This window comes from Parabacteroides sp. AF17-28 (genome assembly GCF_003479205.1).
GTDB lineage: Bacteria > Bacteroidota > Bacteroidia > Bacteroidales > Tannerellaceae > Parabacteroides > Parabacteroides acidifaciens.
This window is the reverse complement of the sequence record NZ_QUGV01000001.1, coordinates 248,882-268,547: the sequence shown is the minus strand read 5'-3', so window position 1 is coordinate 268,547 and position 19,666 is coordinate 248,882. Positions and strand designations below refer to the sequence as shown.

The following is a 19,666-nucleotide window of genomic DNA, read 5'->3' as shown; positions in this document are numbered from 1 at the left end:
GTATGAAAACGATCTTACGAAACTTCTTTAGCGTACTTCGTCGTTTTAAAGCGGCGACACTTCTCAATGTGTTGGGGTTGAGCATAGCCTTTGTAGCCTTTATGCTGATTATGATGCAGGTGAATTATGATTACACCTTCGACTGCAACCACCGGAATGCGCAGTCTATATTCCGTGTGGATGTTGTTTGGGGCGGACAGGGTTCACAGGCCATTATCAACCGCCCGTTTGCACGGGCATTTACCGAATCATCGCCTCATATAGAAGGGGGGTGCCTTTTGAGTGCCTGGATTGATAACCGTTTTTTCTATGTCGATCAGAATGGGCAGCGGACAAGTTATAAGGAAAACTCATGGAATGTGACTCCCGAAATTTTGAAAGTGTTCCCTTTCGATATGCTTGAAGGGTCTGAACATGCATTGGACGAACCGAACAGTGTCATTCTTCCGGAGAGCATGGCAAAGAAGATTTTCGGGAATGAGTCGGCCATGGACAAACGGTTGATCTCTTCCAATCCTAAGGAAGATGCGAAAATTGTAAAAGGTGTTTATAAGGACTTCCCCCTTAATTCGTCCTTGCAGAACGTGATGTACACGGCTATGTATGAGAAAGAAAATTATGATAATTGGGGAAACTGGAATTATCTTTTCTTTGTCCGTCTGGATGATCTCGCCAATAAAGATAATGTTCTGGATAATTTCAGGAGTAACTTTAATGTGCAAGAGGCTTTAGGGGATAAGTTTGCGTGGGGAAGTGGGGAAGATGGTATCGATTTCCGTTTGACTTCCCTTCCCGATGTCCATTTCTTGAATAACGTCGATTTCGACTCGATGCCGAAGGCAAGCCGGCAGACGATACTTGTGCTTTTCTCCATCGCTTTTGTTATCCTTATTATTGCCGGCATTAACTTTACGAATTTCAGTACGGCACTGACCCCGATGCGTATTAAGAGTATCAATACACAGAAGGTGTTGGGGAGCTCCGACCGTATGTTGCGGGGCTGTCTGTTGATGGAATCGGTTTGTGTCAGTATTTTTGCTTATCTGCTTTCGCTTCTGTTTTTATATCTCGCACAGAAAACGCCGATTGCTTCTCTGGTGGATGCTGATATGTCGTTCGGCGCACAGCCGGGGATTATCGGTGGTACGGCCTTGATTGCTGTGATTGTCGGAATGTTGGCCGGCCTTTATCCTTCCTATTACATCACTTCTTTCCCGCCGGCATTGGTGTTGAAAGGAAGTTTTGGGCTTTCGCTTGCCGGACGCCGGATGAGGAGCTTCTTGGTGAGTATTCAGTTTGTGGCTTCCTTTATCCTGATTATCGGCTCCTTATTTATGTATTTACAGAATCATTATATGCAGAATGCGCCGCTGGGATATGATAAGGAGGAAATGATTACGATTCAATTGAATAATAAGATCAATCAGAATCGGGATGCTTTCACGAACCAGTTGAAGACATTTGCCGGAGTTGAAGACGTGACTTATTCCCAGTTCCTGTTGGCCAGCCAAGATCAGTATATGGGTTGGGGGCGTGATTATAATGGAGAACAGATTAGTTTCCAGTGTCTTCCTGTCTCTTCTTCTTTCCTGAAAGTGATGGGAATCGAAGTGAAGGAAGGACGTGATTTCCGGTCGGAAGATGACCTGAAAGAGGATGGCTGTTACATTTTTAATGAAAAAGCAAAAGCGTTATACGACTTGAAGTTGAATGAAAAGATAGATGGTGACGAAATTATCGGTTTCATCCCGAACATCAAGTTCGCTTCTTTCCGCCAGGAAGTTTCCCCGATGGCCTTTTATTTATGGGGAAAATATCAATGGGGGCAGGAAGGCAATTATTATAATACAGGCTATGTGAAGTTTAAAGCCGGAAGCGATCTTCGCGCCGGGATGAAACATGTGCGCGAGTCGCTGTCTAAGTTTGATTCGGAGTATCCTTTTGTGGTTCGTTTCTATGATGAGGTGATGCAACGGACGTATGAAAAAGAATTGAAGATCGGTTCGCTGATAACATTGTTCAGTCTTATCGCTATCTTTATCTCGATTGTGGGCGTGTTCGGACTGGTTGTGTTCGAGAGCGAATACAGGCGGAAAGAAATTGCCGTACGCAAAGTGCTGGGATCTACGACAGGCCAGATCTTGTATATGTTCAATGTGAACTATTTCTGGATTCTGTTGATCTGTTTTATCCTGGGTGCTCCGGTTGCCTGGTATGGTGTTTACCGGTGGTTGGAAAACTTTGCTTACCGTACGCCGATGTATTGGTGGGTATTACCGTTTGCATTCCTGGTTGTGGGTGTGATTACGGTGGTAACGGTGACATTCCAGAATTGGCATGTGGCAAATGAGAATCCGGTAAATAATATAAAATCAGAATAACAAATTACAAATCATAGATAAAAGAACGGTTATGATTAAGATCGAAGGTTTGAGTAAGTTTTTCCGTACGGAAGAAGTGGAGACGATCGCGTTGAACAATGTCTCCCTGGAAGTGAAAGACGGCGAGTTTGTGGCTGTCATGGGCCCTTCCGGTTGTGGCAAGTCTACCTTGCTGAATATCCTGGGTTTGCTGGATAACCCGACATCGGGCGACTATTATCTGGCGGACAAAGAGGTCGGACATCTCAAAGAGAAAGAACGTACGCAGGTTCGTAAAGGAAATATCGGTTTCGTGTTCCAGAGCTTTAACTTGATCGACGAACTGAATGTGTTCGAAAATGTGGAACTGCCGCTTACCTACCTGAAGGTGAAAGCTGCCGAGCGTAAGCAGATGGTGAACGACATTCTGAAACGGATGAATATCAGCCATCGTGCCAACCACTTCCCGCAGCAGCTCTCCGGAGGTCAGCAGCAGCGTGTGGCCATTGCCCGTGCCGTCGTTTCGAATCCGAAGATTATCCTCGCCGATGAGCCGACCGGTAACCTGGATTCCAAGAATGGTGCGGAAGTGATGCAACTCCTTACCGAACTGAACCGGGAGGGAACGACGATCGTGATGGTAACCCACTCCAAACACGACGCAAGTTTCGCTCACCGTATCATTAATCTGTTCGACGGTAGCATTGTTTCGTCGGTAAACGAATTTATATAAGATTGTAATTGTAAAGAAAATGGACAGGTGTGTCAAATAATTTGACACTATGATAAAGATACTGGTTGAGTATATTGTTGATAGTTAATAATATATGGGTTTTGGCACACTATTTGGATAGAATATATCAGTAGTCCTTGTAGACCAAGTCACGGCTATGACAGAAAGAATAAAAATAATGACAATCTGATATGAAAACGATTCTAAGAAATTTTCTAAGTGTGTTGAGAAGGTTCCGGCTGGCCACTGCGTTAAACGTGGTGGGCTTGTCGGTGTCCTTTGCCGCTTTTATCATTATTATGATGCAGGTCCGCTATGAACGGACGTTCGACAGTTGTCATCCGAACGTTTCGCGTATCTACCGGGTGGAAGTGGACATGAAAGAATATAAGGGTTCGACTATTCTGGCCCGCCCGTTTGTGGATGCAGTTATCCAGTCGTCGCCTTTGATCGACGCCGGGACTTTGTTCAATCCGTTTACCGGCGAATACTATTTTACGGTTTTGCAGGGACAGGATAAAGTGGGCTTTAAAGAACCGTTTATCACTTGTTATCCGGAGATAACGAAGATGTACCATTTCGATATGGTGGAGGGCAATGCCGATTGCTTGAATGATGTGGAGAAGGCGTTGATACCGGAAAGCATGGCGCGCAAGTTTTTTGGCGAAGGTTCGGCTGTCGGCCAGCGCCTGAATATGGAAGAAAGTATCTGGAGCAAGAATACGGATGGCTTTCTGGTTGTAGGAGGGGTGTATAAAGATTTCCCTGGCAATACGCAGTTGAACAATGTGATTTATACGGCTATCTATGACGATCGTACGAAGGACGCTTGGGTCAGTAATAACTATTTCTGCTATCTCATGCTGACTCCCGATGCATCACCGGAAACCGTAGCCGACAATTTTAACCGTACGTTCGATTTCAGTAAATGCTATAAAGGAGAAGAGGATGTACATATCAGGCTTCGTCCTTTCAGTGAAATTTATTATCTGAACGAATCGCAGGATGGCCGCCTGGTCAAGAGCGGTAATCCGGAGACGACAAAGTTGTTGCTGATGATTGCTTTCCTGATTATTATTGTGGCGGCTATCAACTTTACCAACTTCAGTACGGCATTGACGCCTTTGCGCATCAAGAGCATTAATACGCAGAAAGTATTGGGAAGTTCGGAGTCTGTTTTACGTTTGTCTCTTTTGGTGGAAGCGATGGGAATTGCTTTTCTTTCGTTCTTGATTTCTTTGTTCTTGATTTATGTGTTGAACCGTCCGGAGATACTGTCTTTTGTAAAGGCAGATTTGGCATTGACTCACAACATCGGCTTGTTGGTTGCGGTCGGTGGCTTATCATTGTTGGTCGGATTGGCGGCGGGCTTGTATCCGGCCTGGTATATCACCTCGTTTCCGCCGGCGCTGGTGCTGAAAGGTTCGTTCGGGCTTTCGCCTGCCGGCCGCAAGCTGCGCACTTGCCTGATGGGATTCCAGTTTGTGGTGTCGCTTGTCTTGATTATCGGGGCACTCTTCATTTACCTGCAGAACCGTTATATGCAACATTTTCCGCTCGGATTCGATAAAGACCGCATCGCGGTAGTGGAACTGAACGGCAGGATGGCGGCTAAAAATAAGGATGCGTATGTCAATAAGCTGAAAGAATATCCGGGGATAGAAGACGTTGCCTTTGCACAGGAAAAGTTGGGAGCGCAGGACAGCTATATGACTTGGAGCGGAGTGTATAAGGAACAGAATGTGGGTATCAATGCTCTGCCTGTTTCCTGGAATTTTATCGACGTGATGGGGATTCAGCGGACTGGCGGACGCCAGTTGACCGAGGCGGATGAAAAGGGTAAAAAACTAACTTTTATCCTTTTTGATGCCATGCGTAATCAATATGACATAAAAGATGGCGATTCTTTTAATATTCCCTGGATGGGAGTGGATGAGCCGATCGAAATAGCGGGCTTCGTAAAAGATGTCCATTTTACATCCTTGCGTGGCAAGATGGAGAATACCGCCTTGATTATAAATTACTATTGGGGACAGTTACCGGTGTCTTATATCCGGATCAAGGCGGGTACTAACCTGCCCGAAGCAGTAGATCATATCCGGAAAGTCGTGGCCGATATCGATCCGGCCTATCCGGTGGATGTGCTGTTTTACGATACGATATTCGACAGTCTGTACCGCCAGGAAGAGAACTTGAGTATGATGGTGTTCCTGTTCAGTCTGTTGGCGATTATTATTTCCCTGGTAGGTGTGTTCGGTCTGGTCGTGTTCGAGTCGCAGTACCGGAAGAAAGAGATCGGTATCCGCAAGGTGCACGGTTCGACAGTCGGAGGTATTTTGGGGATGTTGAGTAAGCGGTATGTCGCAATCGTGCTGATATGCTTTGTCCTGGCAACTCCGCTTGCGTATTACGGCGTAACGAAATGGCTGGAGAACTTCACATACAAAACCCCTATTCATGTGTGGGTGTTTGCCGCAGCTTTGGTCGTGGTAATGCTTATAACGCTGGCTACGGTTGTTTTCCAAAGCTGGAAGGCGGCTACGGCAAATCCGGTGGAAAGCATTAAAAATGAATGATAATAACCTTTTCCGGTAAATATCTGAAAAGTTTCAGAATAAAAGTATATCTTTGGAGAATCTAAATTTAATAGACCATGATCAATAGAAGAAATTTTTTGAAAAATGCGTCCCTGTTTACGTTAGGTGGCTTGATGGCCGGTAAAGTAGGGAATGCCGTTGCAGCCCAGCCTGCAACACCTGCTGTATCCGAGGCGATGGCAGCTAAGAATATCGGTTTACAAATCTATTCTTTAGGCAAGGAGTTATACACGGATGTTCCGGGTGGAATGAAGAAACTGAAAGGGATGGGATACCAGACATTGGAGCTGGCCGGTTATGGTAACGGCAAGATCAATGGTGTCGACATGATGGAATTTAAGAAGATGGCGGATGATGCCGGTCTTAAGATCATCAGTTCGCACGTGAATCCTCCTGTTCGCGAGTACACGAAAGACAACTTGCCCCAAATTAAGGAATACTGGAAAAAGACGGCTGACGACCATGCCAAGATTGGTGTGAAATATTTGGTTCAGCCCGGCCAGCCCAGCACCCGTAGTGTGGAAGAAACAAAATATGTATGCGAAGTCTTCAACGAAGCCGGAAAGATCGTAAAAGCTGCCGGTATCCCGTTCGGCTATCATAATCATGATATGGAGTTTGCAAAAGTAGTTCCCGGCGGTAAGGAATTGAAGTTCGGGCGTCACAATAAGGGCGAAAAGGTTTACGACATTTTCCTGGCAAACACAGATCCTTCCCTCGTATTCTTTGAAATGGATGTTTACTGGGCTGTTATGGGCCAGCAGGATCCTGTCGAATATATGAAGAAATATGCGGATCGTATCAAAGTATTGCATATTAAGGATCGTGCTGTTTTAGGAGAATCCGGAATGATGAATTTCGAATCGATCTTCAAACAATTCTATGCAAATGGCTATAAAGATTATTTCGTTGAGCTGGAAGGTATTGGCGAAGGCAAGCAATTTGACGGAGTGAAAGGTTGCGCCAATTATCTGAAGAAAGCATCATTTGTGAAGTAAATACATTATAATATAATGGTTGCATCGTAGGGGCAGGTTCCAAACCTGCCCTTTTTTTATTACAACACCTCTTTTATCTTTTCAATCATTTCCTGATATTCCGCATCCGATAAATAAACCTTCTGCGGGTTCATGGTGAATGTTCCGCCGAAATCCGGTCCGCCTTCATATTTGGGAGCCAGGTGGAAATGAAGATGTGACAGTTTATCGGAATAAGCACCGTAATTTATCTTTTGCGGATTGAATACTTTCTGCATCGCGCGGGTTACCCGTACGACATCTGCCATAAATGCATTCCGCTCTTCGTCACTGAGCATATTCAAATCGTGTACATGGTCTTTGTAGGTTACCAGGCAGCGGCCTCGATAGGTCTGTTCCTTAAACAGGAACAACCGGGATACGGACAAGGGGGCAATTTCGATCATCAGATCGTGTAAAGTCTGATTGTTCTGGCAATACAGACAATCTTTGGGATCACTTAAATTCATATTTTATTAGATTTCATTAATGATGTGGCTAAATTAACAATTAAAATGGAGATTGGCGGGAGATTGGGGTGTTTATTGTAGAAAAAATACTCGCGTTCTACATCTTGTTCTACAGATTTTGTCTGGCATCCGGATATGGAATTGCTGCTTTATGCTTTGTCTTTCAATTGTTGTGTGCTTTGTGTGCCCGGCTGGCATCGTTTATGGTATAATCCTTGTACTAATCTTTTCAGATTGTATTTAAAGTTTAGGTTTTAATTATTGGGTATAAACTTATTAAATTAGTAAAGTCATGAAAAAGATTGTTTTAATGGTAGCAGTAGTAGCATGTGTTGCATTTGCATCACAAAGTGCACAAGCAGTAACGGTACAGGCATCAGTTGAAAACGTTATGCAGGATGATTTCGTGAAGATCGAAGTGAAAGATCTTCCCCAGGCTGTACAGGATGCAATTGCCAAGTCTTATGAAGGAAGTACAGTGAAAGAAGCATACGTCGCAGGTGCCGATGGTGCCAAGAAGTATAAAGTCGTACTTGTAGACAAAGATCAGAAGGAACAAACGGTTGTTCTGAATGAAAAAGGTGAAGTAGTTGAATAGTACGTATCTATCTATTAATATACAAGGCCGTCCTGTCTGAGAAGATAGGATGGCTTTTTTTATATATTAATTGGAAATATTTTCATCTTGTTAGACATTGTGGTTCGAATAATTCATATCTTCGCCTCCATAATCAATCGCTGTGTACATAACAAATGGAAATTGTCATTATTATTGGTCTTATCTTATTGAACGGACTTCTCTCCATGTCGGAAATTGCTTTGGTGTCGGCGCGTAAGGCGCGTCTCGAACTGGAAGCAAAACGAGGTAACAAATCTGCTCAAACAGCTTTAAAATTAGCAAACGAACCGGACAGATTTCTTTCTACTATCCAAATCGGAATTACGTTGATCGGTATTTTAACAGGTTTATATTCTGGTGAGGCTTTCGCTTACGACTTGGCGGAGCATGTGCGCCATGTTCCTTTCCTGGAACCTTATGCATTGGGAATTTCTAAAACTACAATTGTCGTTGTCGTTACTTATCTGACGCTGATCGTCGGCGAATTGGTGCCTAAGCGTATCGGTATGGGTTATGCGGAAAAGGTTTCGATGTTGGTTGCCAAACCGATGAACCTGCTGTCGATGGTTGCTTCGCCTTTCGTATGGTTACTGTCCAAGAGCACGGCGTTGACCGTAAAACTGATCGGGACGGATAGCGCAGAAGAGAATAAAGTGACGGAAGAAGAAATCAAGGCGATCGTAAAAGAAGGCTTTGACGGGGGAGAAGTGCAGGAAGTGGAACAGGATATCGTGGAACGTGTCTTTAATCTGGGAGACCGTAAAGTCGGTTCTATCATGACGCACCGCAGCGAGCTTGTATGGTTGGACTTGACAGACAGTATCGAGCAGATACGCGAAAAGGTGCAGGAAAATCTTTTCAATATCTATCCTGTCGCTTCCGGAAAGTTTGACGAGATCAAGGGGGTTGTCTACCTGAAAGACCTTTTTGGCCGCATCGACGAACCCGGTTTTTCTTTGGAGCAGGTGATCCGTCCTGCCGAATTTATGCCGGAGAACCAGAGCGTGTATAATGCTTTGGAACAGTTTAAACAGGCGCGTGCGAAATATGGTATCGTAACGGATGAGTTCGGTGGCATACAAGGTATTGTTACCCTGAAAGATATCATGGAAGGATTGATCGGACAGGTGCCGGAAGTCGGAGAAGAAGCCGAGATCGTCCAACGTGCCGACGGCTCCTGGTTGGTGGACGGGCAGTATAGTTTCTATGACTTCCTCGAATATTTCGACTTGGAAGACCTGTATGCCGAACATGACTATAACACGTTAAGCGGTCTGATCCTTGAAATCCTGGAACGGGTTCCGAAGACAGGCGAAAGGTTGACATGGTTGAATTTCGAGTTCGAGATAGTCGATATGGACGGCGCCCGCATCGATAAGGTTTTGGTGAAGAAATTACCGGAAGACGAGGTATCGTAAAATTATTCCATGCCCATCCGTCCGAAATTCCATGCCCATGGAAAACGGATTGCATGGGCATGGAATTATATTTCGGCCAGTTTATGCAGGACCTCCATCTTGCCGAACAGGATCAGCAAGTCGTCTTCTTCTATTGTCAGGTCGCCGGTGATTTTGCTGATCACGGAAAATTGGATTTGTTTCAGTCCGATCAGGTTGCGTTCTTCTTTGGGGCGTTCGATGCCGACAAGGCGCACGCCGAAATTTTCTTCCAGGTCTATCGTCTGTAAAGTCTGCCCGACGAAGGTGGCGGGCGCTTTTATTTTATACAGGTGATGGGTGTCTGTCACTCTGTACCATTGTTTGAACCGTTTCCCAAATAAAGATTGGGAGGCGTACATGCCTGCAAAATCATCTTCCGGCGTAATAATCTCGGTCACACCGATCGAGCGGATTACCGCTTCATGGATAGGAGAGATTCCCCGTACGACCAGCTTGTTTGCATCCAGATTTTTAAGCATCGCAACCGTTTGGATGGAGGTTCCGAAATCTTTGCCGAAGGTGACGAAGATCGCATCCATTTCGTTTAGCGGCAAGGTATTCAGTGCGTCCTTGTCTGTCGTGTCGAGACTGATCGCTCCCGAGATCGTATGCTTTACGGCTTCGATCTTATGCTGGTCGACGTCGACGCCGATCACTTCATTACCGATGCGTGTCAGGCTTTCAGCGATGGCACGTCCCAGGTTTCCTAATCCGATTACTAAATATTTCATACTGTATAGCTTATGTTACATTAATATATTCTCTTGTGGATATGTGTAGTTCTTCTTTTTATATTCTTTGCTGAAACTGATGAAGAAGGTCAGTATGCCGATACGGCCGACCAGCATGGTAAAGATGATGATCAGCTTTCCCGGCAGGCTTAGCATCGGGCTGAAATTCAGGCTTAGCCCGACTGTACTGAGTGCAGACACCGTTTCGAATGTCAGTGTAAATACCGATGCGCCTTTTTCCGTGACGGACAAGAGCCATACTGCCAGGCCCAACCAGCAGAAATAGAAAACAATCGTCGCGAAAGCCCTGCGTATGGTATCCCGGGAGATTTCACGTTTACGGATTTCCACATTCTCTTTTCCCCGGGCGGCATTGCGGGCTGTCAGTAAGGCGACACATACGGTTGTCACTTTCAGGCCTCCGCCGGTCGACATGGGAGCTGCTCCTATGATCATCAGGATCAACGTCAACATCAGTGTGCCGGAGGTCAGCGAACTCATGTCCGCTACACAAAAACCTGCCGTACGGGGCGTCGTGGCTCCCAGGAACGCATTGGCAAGCTGTCCTCTGAACGGCAATCCGGCCAGTGTGTTATTCATTTCAAGCAGGTAATAGAAAACTGTTCCGCCGGCCAGCAATACCAGTGTGCTGATTACTACGATATACGTGTTGATATTGATAATACGCGGTGTATGAATGTAATGTTTCTGCTGTCCGATAAGGATTTTGAAGCTGTTGACAAGTAAATGCCGCAATAGTTTCAGATAGTTGAAAACGATCGGGAATCCCAAGCCTCCGAATATGATCAGCAGGGAGATCCAGACATGCAGATTGTATTTGTGAATCACCAGCGGGTCGTACATATTTCCGCTCAGGGTCGATATTCCCGCATTACAGAATGCCGAGACTGCATGGAACACGGCATAGAATACCTCTTCCTGCATCCCTCCCGGCAGAGAACCTTTCACATCCATATAGATCAGGTACGCGCCGACTCCTTCGATGAAAAGGGTCACGAACAGGATGTTGAGGATTACCCGGAAAAGCCCGTTTATCCGGTCTTCGTTGAGCATATCTTTCAGGACGAGCTTGCTGCTGAAAGAAGAATGTCCCATAAAAGACAAAGCAAAAAAGCTGGTAAAGGTCATGACTCCGATCCCGCCTATCTGAATCAGGAACATGATGATGATATGCCCTGTCTGGGTAAAAGTCGTGGCCACATCAACCGTTGTCAGTCCGGTGACGCAAACGGAAGTCGTTGATATAAACAAGGCGTCGATGAAGTGGATGCCGTGAACCGTGGCGTTAGGCAGCATCAGCAGTCCCGAACCGACCAGAATGACAAATACGAAACTTAGCAGGAACAGGAAAGACGGCTTTATATGGCTTTGCAGCAAGGTGAAAGTCTGCCGCGACAGGTGGATGACGCTCAACAGCAACAGCAGGAAATAAATAAACAGCGGTTCTGTCAGAAAGCTCAGGTAGGGCAGCGATTGATGGATCGCCTCCTTGAAAAACACCTTCCCCGACAGAACGGCGAACAGGAAAAAATAGATTCCTATATCCAGATAGAGCAATTTCTCCTGTATGATCTCTTTGAACTTCAAAATGTACCGGAGCGAAATCCCTGTGAAAAATGCCAGCAACAGATAAATCCGGCTTGTTTCCAGCATATGGGTGACGTGAACTGAATATTTGAATCCGAACTGGTAGACCAGCGTAAAGAGGGTGGCGATCGAGGCGATAAGTATAATCCCTTCTGCAATCATATTCAGCAAACCTTTCATGTTCGCCCAATACATACGGAGAGAGAATTGTAGATGCTTGAAATCCATGTCTTGTCTTTTTAAAAGAACAAATGTATTAAATAAATGTTAGAAGCATGAGCCCTTTTTTTTCGCGCGTGGTAATGTATGTTAAATATCCGGGTTTAAATCATCCTTGATACATATTGTTATAAATACATTATGTCTGATATTGTTTTAAAGTTTATATTTGCGATAAATCTTTATTACGATATTATGGAAACACAGAAAAATAAGAAAGAAATGTTTTACCCGCATGTTTCGGTAGATTGCGTATTATTAGGGACAAACGAAGATAAATTGTGTGTGTTGCTTGTCGAAAGGCAGGTGGCCGGCAGTGATGAAAAACATTATAAACTGCCGGGGAGCTTGATTTACGAAAGTGAAGACTTGGACACGGCTGCCTATCGTGTGCTGAACGAAGCGACCGGTTTGAAGCGCGTTGCCCTGAAACAGTTCCGGAGTTTCGGCTCTCCCGCCCGGACAAAAAATAAAGAAGACGTACAATGGTTGGAAAATGCTTCCAAAATGAAGATTTCAAGGATCGTGACGGTTGCTTACCTGGCGTTGTGCAAGATCGGGAAAAAGACGACGATGGATGAGAAGTCCGATACCCTGATCTGGGCTCCGGTTAACGAACTGCCTCATTTGCCCTTCGACCATAAAGAAATCATAGAAGCTGCCAGGCAAGAGATACGGGATTGGGTGGATCGCGAGCCGGGCATTGTCTTCGACTACCTTCCTCCGAAGTTTACCGCTTATCAGTTGCGGCGTATTTTTGAAATCGTTTACGATAAGGAGGTCGATGTCCGTAATTTCCGTAAGAAAATGTCTACGATGGAGTATATCGTGCAGACAGATGAAACGGAAACAGGTGTAAACCACCGGGCAGCTCGCTATTTCCGGTTCGACAGGATAAAGTATAATAAGTTACATTCGAATTTTAACAAGATATAAAATAATAATATGTGTTTATTAGGTTGTGATATCGGAAGCTCTTCGGTGAAGGCTTCAATTGTCGATAAGGATACGGGACTGACGATTGCTTCCGATTTTTATCCGAAAGAAGAGGCGGTGATCAATGCCGTACGTCCCGGATGGGCAGAGCAGAATCCGGATGATTGGTGGATATTTCTGAAAGAAGCCATAAAAGGGGCGATCTCGAAAGCCGGGATCAAAGGAACTGAGATCGAGGCGATCGGTATCTCTTACCAGATGCACGGGCTTGTGTTGGTGGATAAGAAGATGCAGGTTTTGCGTCCGTCTATTATCTGGTGTGACAGCCGGGCCGTGTCTTACGGCGAGCGTGCTTTCAAGTCGATTGGCGAGAAACAGTGTTTGACGCACCTGCTGAATTCCCCCGGAAACTTCACCGCCTCCAAATTGGCATGGGTCAAGGAGCTTGAGCCGCACATATTTGAACAGGTGTATAAATTCATGTTGCCCGGCGACTTTATTGCCATGCGTATGACGGGCGATATCGTGACGACTGTTTCCGGCCTGTCGGAAGGTATCTTCTGGGATTTCCGGAATAACAGGGTGTCGGAAGAGTTGATGCGTTATTTCGGCTTCAGTAAAGACCTGATACCGGATATCCGTCCGACTTTCGGCCTGCAGGGCGAATTGCTCGGCTCCGTCGCTTCGGAACTGGGGTTGAAGAAAGGGACGCCTGTTACCTATCGTGCAGGCGACCAGCCGAATAATGCTTTATCATTGAATGTGCTGAATCCGGGTGAGATCGCAGCTACAGGCGGAACGTCGGGCGTCGTATATGGTGTGAACGGCAAGGTGAATTATGATACTTTGTCACGTGTGAATACATTTGCGCATGTCAACCATTCGGATGAACAGACCCGCCTGGGCGTGCTGTTATGCATTAACGGAACGGGCATCCTGAACTCATGGATCAAGCGTAATGTGGCTCCCGAAGGGATCAGCTATCCGGAACTGAATGAATTGGCGGCAACCGTGCCGATCGGTTCGGAAGGCCTGTCGATCCTGCCTTTCGGGAACGGTGTGGAACGTATGTTACAGAACAAGCCGGTGGATTGCTCTATGTATGGGCTGAATTTCAATATTCATAACAAAGCCCATATCGCTCGTGCCGCCCAGGAAGGCATCGTCTTCTCCTTCAAATACGGTATGGATATCATGAATGAAATGGGAATCGATATCGAAGTAATCCGTGCCGGAAATGCGAATCTCTTCCTGAGTCCGATCTTCCGGGATGCGCTGGCCGGTGTGACCGGAACGGTGATCGAACTTTATGACACGAACGGAGCTGCCGGGGCAGCTAAAGGAGCCGGTATCGGTGCGGGTGTCTACACTTCGGCGGAAGAAGCGTTCGCTTCCCTGAAAAAGATCAGTGTGATAGAACCCGACGGTCTGAAAGCGGATAAATATTGCGGTGCTTTTGAGATATGGAAGGAAAGGCTGGAGAAAGCGTTGGAGTAGCTCCATATTTGTAAATGTAGAATTGTTTAATTGATTAAATATAACGAGTATCATGAATTATTTTAAAGGTGAAAAAGAGTTTTTCCCTGGAATCGGGAAAATAGAGTTTGAAGGACGTGAGTCGAAGAATCCGATGGCTTTTCATTATTATGATGAAAACAAGGTCGTAATGGGCAAGACCTTGAAAGATCACCTCCGCTTTGCAATGGCTTACTGGCATACGTTGTGCGCGGAAGGCGCAGACCAGTTTGGCGGTGGCACAAAATCATTCCCCTGGAATACCGCAGCGGATCGTATTTCCCGCGCTAAATATAAAATGGATGCTGCTTTCGAGTTTATGACCAAGTGCAGTATCCCGTACTATTGTTTCCATGATGTGGACGTGGTGGACGAAGCTCCGACACTGGCCGAATTTGAAAAGGACCTGCATACGATGGTGGGATTCGCCAAACAACACCAGGAAGCAACCGGAAAGAAACTGTTGTGGTCTACAGCCAATGTATTCGGGCATAAACGTTATATGAACGGAGCGGCTACCAATCCTTATTTCCCGGCTGTCGCTTGTGCCGGTACGCAGATCAAGAATGCAATCGACGCCTGTATCGAGCTGGGTGGAGAGAACTATGTATTCTGGGGCGGACGCGAAGGCTACATGAGCCTGCTGAACACCAATATGAAACGTGAAAAGGATCATTTGGCCATGATGCTGACAATGGCACGCGATTATGCCCGCAAGAATGGTTTCAAGGGTACTTTCCTGGTGGAACCTAAGCCGATGGAACCGACCAAACATCAGTATGACGCAGATACGGAAACCGTGATCGGCTTCCTGCGCCACTATGGCCTCGACAAGGATTTCGCTATCAACATTGAAGTGAACCATGCTACATTGGCCGGCCATACATTCGAACACGAACTTCAGGCTGCTGCCGATGCCGGTATGCTGTGCAGCATCGATGCAAATAGAGGCGACTATCAGAATGGTTGGGATACGGATCAGTTCCCCGTAGACATTTACGAACTGACACAGGCCTGGCTGGTTATCCTGGAAGCGGGCGGACTGACAACCGGAGGTACGAACTTCGATGCGAAGACCCGTCGTAACTCGACTGACCTCGACGATATCTTCCTGGCCCATATCGGCGGTATGGATTCGTTTGCACGTGCCTTGATGGCAGCTGCCGATATCCTGGAACATTCTGATTACAAGAAGATGCGTGCCGAACGTTACGCCAGCTTCGACCAGGGCGACGGCAAGAAGTTCGAAGACGGCAAACTCCTTCTCGAAGACCTGCGCACAATTGCCCTTGCCGGCGACGAACCGAAGCAGATCAGCGGCAAGCAGGAGTTGTATGAGATGATTATCAATCAGTATATTTAATAAATTATAATTTGTCGGTGCGTAGAGATGCACGGCCGTGCATCTCTACAACACGCCGATAATTAGAATCTATATCGTGAAAAATAACAACTACATCTTTGGTATCACCCTGGTAGCCACACTGGGTGGATTACTATTCGGATATGATACGGCAGTGATATCCGGGACGGTCGAATCGCTGCGTAAATTCTTTATTGAACCTTTCGGATTACCTTTAGACCAGGCAAATGCGTTGGAAGGTTTTGTTGTGAGCAGTGCCCTGATCGGTTGCATCCTGGGCGCATCTTTTGCCGGCTGGATCAGTCAGCGCTATGGACGGAGGCCGACACTTATTCTGGCTGCCGTGCTGTTCCTGTTATCGGCTGTCGGTTCGGCATGGCCGGAACTCTTCGTCGGGATGCCGGGGAGCGGAGATCATACTTTTATGTATCTTTTTGTGTGTTATCGTATTCTCGGGGGCATTGGTGTCGGCCTGGCATCCATGGTCTCTCCGATGTATATCGCCGAGATGGCGCCTGCCGACAGGCGGGGAAACTTGGTGTCGTGGAACCAGTTTGCCATTATCTTCGGTATGCTTGTTGTCTACTTTGTGAACTACAGTATTGCCTTGCAGGGAGATGCTGCGTGGCTCAATTCGATAGGCTGGCGCTGGATGTTTGCGTCCGAGATTATCCCGGCCTTGCTTTTCTTTGTCCTGCTGATGTTTGTGCCGGAGACTCCCCGCTATCTGGTGATGCGCGGGAAGACGGAGAAGGCCTTGTCTGTCCTGAACCGTTTGATGGGGAAGGAGAGTGCTGGCCCCGAACTGGAAGAGATCAAGGAAAGTTTCAAGAGACAGGAACCTTCCATGCGTCCTTATTTCCTGTTTATGGGGATGTGGCTGGTGTTGTTCCTGCTTTCATACGGGGCATTGGAACTGGCCGGTAATACAAGTGCGCTGGAGATTGCCCTGATCGGCAGTTTCTTCGTGTCGTTAGTGTTCCCGATCCGTTCTTTCGGGATGCTGATTATTCTTGTCGGCGTGTTGTTGTCCGGTTTCCAGCAGTTTGTCGGGATCAATGTCGTGCTCTATTATGCGCCGGAGATATTTAAGACGATGGGAGCCGCTACCGATGCCGCTTTGTTGCAGCAGATCGTGGTGGGAGCTGTGAACCTGTCCTTTACCGTGTTGGCTATCTTTACGGTTGATAAGTTCGGACGCCGCCCGCTGATGATTATCGGGGCTTTGATTATGGCTGTCTCGATGATGGTTCTGGGGACGACGTTCTATACGCATTCCGTCGGTGTCGGTTCGCTGGTTTGTATGTTGGTCTATACGGCTGGTTTTGCCATGTCGTGGGGACCAGTCTGCTGGGTGTTGCTGGCAGAGATTTTCCCGAATACGATCCGTTCGACGGTGATGAGCATTGCCGTTGCCGGGCAATGGATCGCCAATTTCCTTGTTTCCTGGACCTTCCCGATGTTGGATAAGAACCAGTATCTGACGGAAACGTTCAATCATGGCATGGCCTACTGGATTTACGGTATCATGGGAATCCTGGCCGCCTTGTTTATCTGGAAGTTTGTGCCCGAAACGAAAGGAAAGACATTGGAACAGATGGAACAGTATTGGAAATAATTCAGTAAGTTTGCCGGCAGAATAGATCGGATAAATATAAATGCACATACTGAAGAAAATATTAATATGGAGCCGGAACCTGCTGTTGTTCCTGTTTATATCCAGTTTGCTGGCTGTCGTGGCTTATAAGTTTGTTCCTGTCTATTATACTCCGCTGATGTTTATCCGGATGTATGAGCAGTTTCAGGACGGTAAGCCCTTTAAGCTGGAGCATAAGTGGGTTCCGATGAAAAAGATCGCCCAGCCTTTGGCGCAGGCAGTTGTCGCTTCGGAAGACAACCTCTTTCTCGATCATCACGGGTTCGATATGACACAAATCCAGAAAGCCCGTGCCGATGCCGAGAAAGGCAAACGTGTACGCGGCGCCAGCACAATCTCGCAGCAGACAGCCAAGAATGTATTCCTCTGGCCCGGAAAGACCTATCTGCGCAAGGGGATAGAAGCCTACTTCACCGTCCTGATCGAATGGATATGGGGAAAGGAACGCATCATGGAAGTCTATCTGAACTCGATCGAAATGGGCGACGGTATTTATGGCGCCGAAACAGTCGCACAGGCGCATTTCAAGAAGCCAGCCTATAAACTGACGAAAGCGGAAGCGGCTCTGATTGCCGCCACACTGCCCAATCCCCGCCGGTTCAATTCGGCAAAACCATCTCCCTATATGCTGAAGCGGCAGGCGAAGATCATGTCGCTCATGGGCAAGTTGCTCAAGATCGAAATGGGGCACGACAGTGGTGATCCCGATCCCGAATCCGGTAGTAAGAAAGTGCGCAAACGGAAGAAGCTGCGGGCAGATGCAAATGTATTTACACAAGAATGGTAATCATATGAATCACTTTGTATATCACGACCTCGGACGCATCGAGTATGAGAATGCGCTGGAACGCCAGACGGCCGCTTTTAATGCTTTGCTGGAAGCGAAGGCACAAAACAGTTCCGCCGAAAACCATCTGTTCTTTTGTGAACACCTGCCGGTGTTGACAATCGGCAAAAGCGGGAAAGATGCCAATCTGCTGATCCCGGAAGAGCTGCTTGCCGACCGTGGCATCTCTTTCTATCATATCAACCGCGGAGGAGATATCACTTATCACGGCCCCGGACAGATCACCGGCTATCCGGTCTTCGACCTCGATTGCTGGAAGTTGGGATTGAAGCAATATATCGACATATTGGAAGAGACGATTATCCGTTTCCTCGCTCTTTACGGCATCAAAGGCGAACGGTTGCCGGGTGCGACAGGCGTCTGGATCGATCCCGATGTGCCGGGGAAAGCGCGTAAGATATGTGCGATCGGCGTGAAAAGCAGCCGCTTCGTGACGATGCACGGCTTTGCATTGAACATCAATACCGATCTGAGCTATTTCTCCTTGATCAACCCCTGCGGCTTTAAAGACAAAGGTGTCACCTCCCTGGAAAAGGAGTTGGGCGCAGCGCAGGATTTCGAGTTGGCGAAAGCCCGTCTTCATTCACTCTTCTTAGAAATGTTTCCCTGATGCCTTATACAATCCATTTTGCCCCCTTGCAGGGATATACCGATTCGGTGTATAGAGAAGCTCATGCGCAAGTCTTCGGTGGAGTCGAAGCCTATTATACCCCTTTTGTCCGTCTGGAAAGGGAGGGTTTCCGGAATAAGGAGCTTCGCGATATCGCCCCCGAAGGGAATCTGTCGGCTCCGGTCGTCCCTCAGTTGATAGCCTCTTCACCCGAAGAGTTTCGTCGGATTGCCACCTTGTTTAGGGAGCGCGGCTACCGGCGTGCCGATATAAACATGGGGTGTCCTTTCCCCATGCAGGCGCGGCTGCACCGGGGAGCCGGGATATTGCCTTATCCTGATGAGGCGAAGAAGATGCTGGAAACAATCTGTGAATTTCCGGATATCCGGTTTTCCGTCAAGCTGCGCTTAGGGTGGGATTCGGTAGATGAGGCGCAGGCTCTTTTACCTTTCCTGAACGAATTGCCGCTCACGCACCTGACGCTCCATCCGAGGATTGGCACGCAGCAGTATAAAGGCGCTACGGACGAAGATGCTTTCTCCCGCTTCTACAACCTATGCATCCATCCGTTGTTTTATAACGGAGATATCCATACACTTGCGGATATTCATTCGATAACCGCCCGCTTCCCCCGTCTGAAAGGCGTGATGTTAGGACGCGGCTTGCTCGCTTTTCCCTGGTTGGCAGCCGAGTATTCGTCCGGTGTTTCTCTATCCGTGCAGGAAAAGAAGGATAAACTGCATGCTTTTCATGCGTTGTTGCTGGAAAGCTACAGTTCCCGTCTGGAAGGTGGAGAGCATCAGGTACTGGATAAAATCAAAACCGTTTGGGATTATCTACTACCTGATGCCGAAAAGAAATTAAGAAAGAAAGTCCTCAAAAGTACCCGTCTGGCCGCATACATGGAGGCCGTAAAGGCGATGATAGAAGGTTGAAAAGCACAGGT

The 19,666-nt window shown here is 47.0% G+C and carries 16 protein-coding genes; 13 read left to right on the top strand and 3 right to left on the bottom strand.

Going from position 1 to position 19,666, the window contains the following annotated elements; translation table 11 throughout:
• Positions 1–2 precede the first annotated feature (2 nt).
• The 4 genes from DWW90_RS01155 to DWW90_RS01140 all read left to right on the top strand — a co-directional run bounded on the left by DWW90_RS01155 (position 3) and on the right by DWW90_RS01140 (position 6,688).
• A complete protein-coding gene (locus tag DWW90_RS01155; protein WP_122343676.1) occupies positions 3–2,381 on the top strand; it encodes an ABC transporter permease in 2,379 nt (792 codons plus the stop codon).
• Between the two features lie 31 nt (positions 2,382–2,412).
• Positions 2,413–3,093 carry an ABC transporter ATP-binding protein gene (locus tag DWW90_RS01150; protein WP_115500250.1) on the top strand — a complete coding sequence of 227 codons (681 nt, stop codon included), beginning with the start codon at positions 2,413–2,415 and terminating at the stop codon, positions 3,091–3,093.
• A 191-nt stretch (positions 3,094–3,284) separates the two neighbouring features.
• Positions 3,285–5,669 carry an ABC transporter permease gene (locus DWW90_RS01145; RefSeq protein WP_122343675.1) on the top strand — a complete coding sequence of 795 codons (2,385 nt, stop codon included), beginning with the start codon at positions 3,285–3,287 and terminating at the stop codon, positions 5,667–5,669.
• A 77-nt stretch (positions 5,670–5,746) separates the two neighbouring features.
• Complete coding sequence (locus DWW90_RS01140) at positions 5,747–6,688, top strand: sugar phosphate isomerase/epimerase (RefSeq protein ID WP_122331906.1); 942 nt, start codon at positions 5,747–5,749, stop codon at positions 6,686–6,688.
• Positions 6,689–6,747: 59 nt separating this feature from the next.
• On the opposite strand, the gene DWW90_RS01135 is transcribed toward DWW90_RS01140, so the two are convergent.
• On the bottom strand, positions 6,748–7,176 hold the full coding sequence (locus tag DWW90_RS01135; protein WP_122343674.1) for an HIT family protein: 429 nt from the start codon (positions 7,174–7,176) through the stop codon (positions 6,748–6,750).
• A gap of 292 nt (positions 7,177–7,468) precedes the next feature.
• Here DWW90_RS01135 and DWW90_RS01130 point away from each other — a divergent pair, with 292 nt between their 5' ends.
• Both DWW90_RS01130 and DWW90_RS01125 read left to right on the top strand, forming a co-directional pair.
• Entirely contained in the window at positions 7,469–7,774 is a 306-nt protein-coding gene (locus tag DWW90_RS01130; protein ID WP_122343673.1) for a hypothetical protein, read from the top strand.
• A gap of 155 nt (positions 7,775–7,929) precedes the next feature.
• Positions 7,930–9,213 carry a hemolysin family protein gene (locus DWW90_RS01125; RefSeq protein WP_115500255.1) on the top strand — a complete coding sequence of 428 codons (1,284 nt, stop codon included), beginning with the start codon at positions 7,930–7,932 and terminating at the stop codon, positions 9,211–9,213.
• A 65-nt stretch (positions 9,214–9,278) separates the two neighbouring features.
• On the opposite strand, the gene DWW90_RS01120 is transcribed toward DWW90_RS01125, so the two are convergent.
• Both DWW90_RS01120 and DWW90_RS01115 read right to left on the bottom strand, forming a co-directional pair.
• Positions 9,279–9,965 (bottom strand): TrkA family potassium uptake protein, encoded by a 687-nt coding sequence (locus DWW90_RS01120; RefSeq protein ID WP_122343672.1) that lies wholly within the window; start codon positions 9,963–9,965, stop codon positions 9,279–9,281.
• A 15-nt stretch (positions 9,966–9,980) separates the two neighbouring features.
• Positions 9,981–11,801 carry a TrkH family potassium uptake protein gene (locus tag DWW90_RS01115; RefSeq protein WP_122343671.1) on the bottom strand — a complete coding sequence of 607 codons (1,821 nt, stop codon included), beginning with the start codon at positions 11,799–11,801 and terminating at the stop codon, positions 9,981–9,983.
• A gap of 186 nt (positions 11,802–11,987) precedes the next feature.
• Here DWW90_RS01115 and DWW90_RS01110 point away from each other — a divergent pair, with 186 nt between their 5' ends.
• The 7 genes from DWW90_RS01110 to DWW90_RS01080 all read left to right on the top strand — a co-directional run bounded on the left by DWW90_RS01110 (position 11,988) and on the right by DWW90_RS01080 (position 19,655).
• Positions 11,988–12,728: an NUDIX domain-containing protein gene (locus DWW90_RS01110; protein WP_187574939.1), complete on the top strand. Its 741-nt coding sequence runs from the start codon at positions 11,988–11,990 to the stop codon at positions 12,726–12,728.
• A gap of 9 nt (positions 12,729–12,737) precedes the next feature.
• The gene (locus DWW90_RS01105; RefSeq protein WP_122343670.1) at positions 12,738–14,225 is read left to right on the top strand and encodes a xylulokinase; all 1,488 of its coding nucleotides are present in this window, start codon (positions 12,738–12,740) and stop codon (positions 14,223–14,225) included.
• Between the two features lie 52 nt (positions 14,226–14,277).
• The gene (xylA, locus tag DWW90_RS01100; RefSeq protein ID WP_115500259.1) at positions 14,278–15,606 is read left to right on the top strand and encodes a xylose isomerase; all 1,329 of its coding nucleotides are present in this window, start codon (positions 14,278–14,280) and stop codon (positions 15,604–15,606) included.
• A 76-nt stretch (positions 15,607–15,682) separates the two neighbouring features.
• Positions 15,683–17,224: a D-xylose transporter XylE gene (gene xylE, locus DWW90_RS01095; protein ID WP_122343733.1), complete on the top strand. Its 1,542-nt coding sequence runs from the start codon at positions 15,683–15,685 to the stop codon at positions 17,222–17,224.
• 40 nt (positions 17,225–17,264) lie between these two features.
• A complete protein-coding gene (gene mtgA, locus DWW90_RS01090) occupies positions 17,265–18,050 on the top strand; it encodes a monofunctional biosynthetic peptidoglycan transglycosylase (protein ID WP_122343669.1) in 786 nt (261 codons plus the stop codon).
• 4 nt (positions 18,051–18,054) lie between these two features.
• The gene (lipB, locus tag DWW90_RS01085) at positions 18,055–18,720 is read left to right on the top strand and encodes a lipoyl(octanoyl) transferase LipB (RefSeq protein ID WP_122331939.1); all 666 of its coding nucleotides are present in this window, start codon (positions 18,055–18,057) and stop codon (positions 18,718–18,720) included.
• Complete coding sequence (locus tag DWW90_RS01080) at positions 18,720–19,655, top strand: tRNA-dihydrouridine synthase family protein (protein ID WP_122343668.1); 936 nt, start codon at positions 18,720–18,722, stop codon at positions 19,653–19,655. Before lipB ends, DWW90_RS01080 begins: the two co-directional genes overlap by 1 nt.
• Positions 19,656–19,666: the final 11 nt, after the last annotated feature.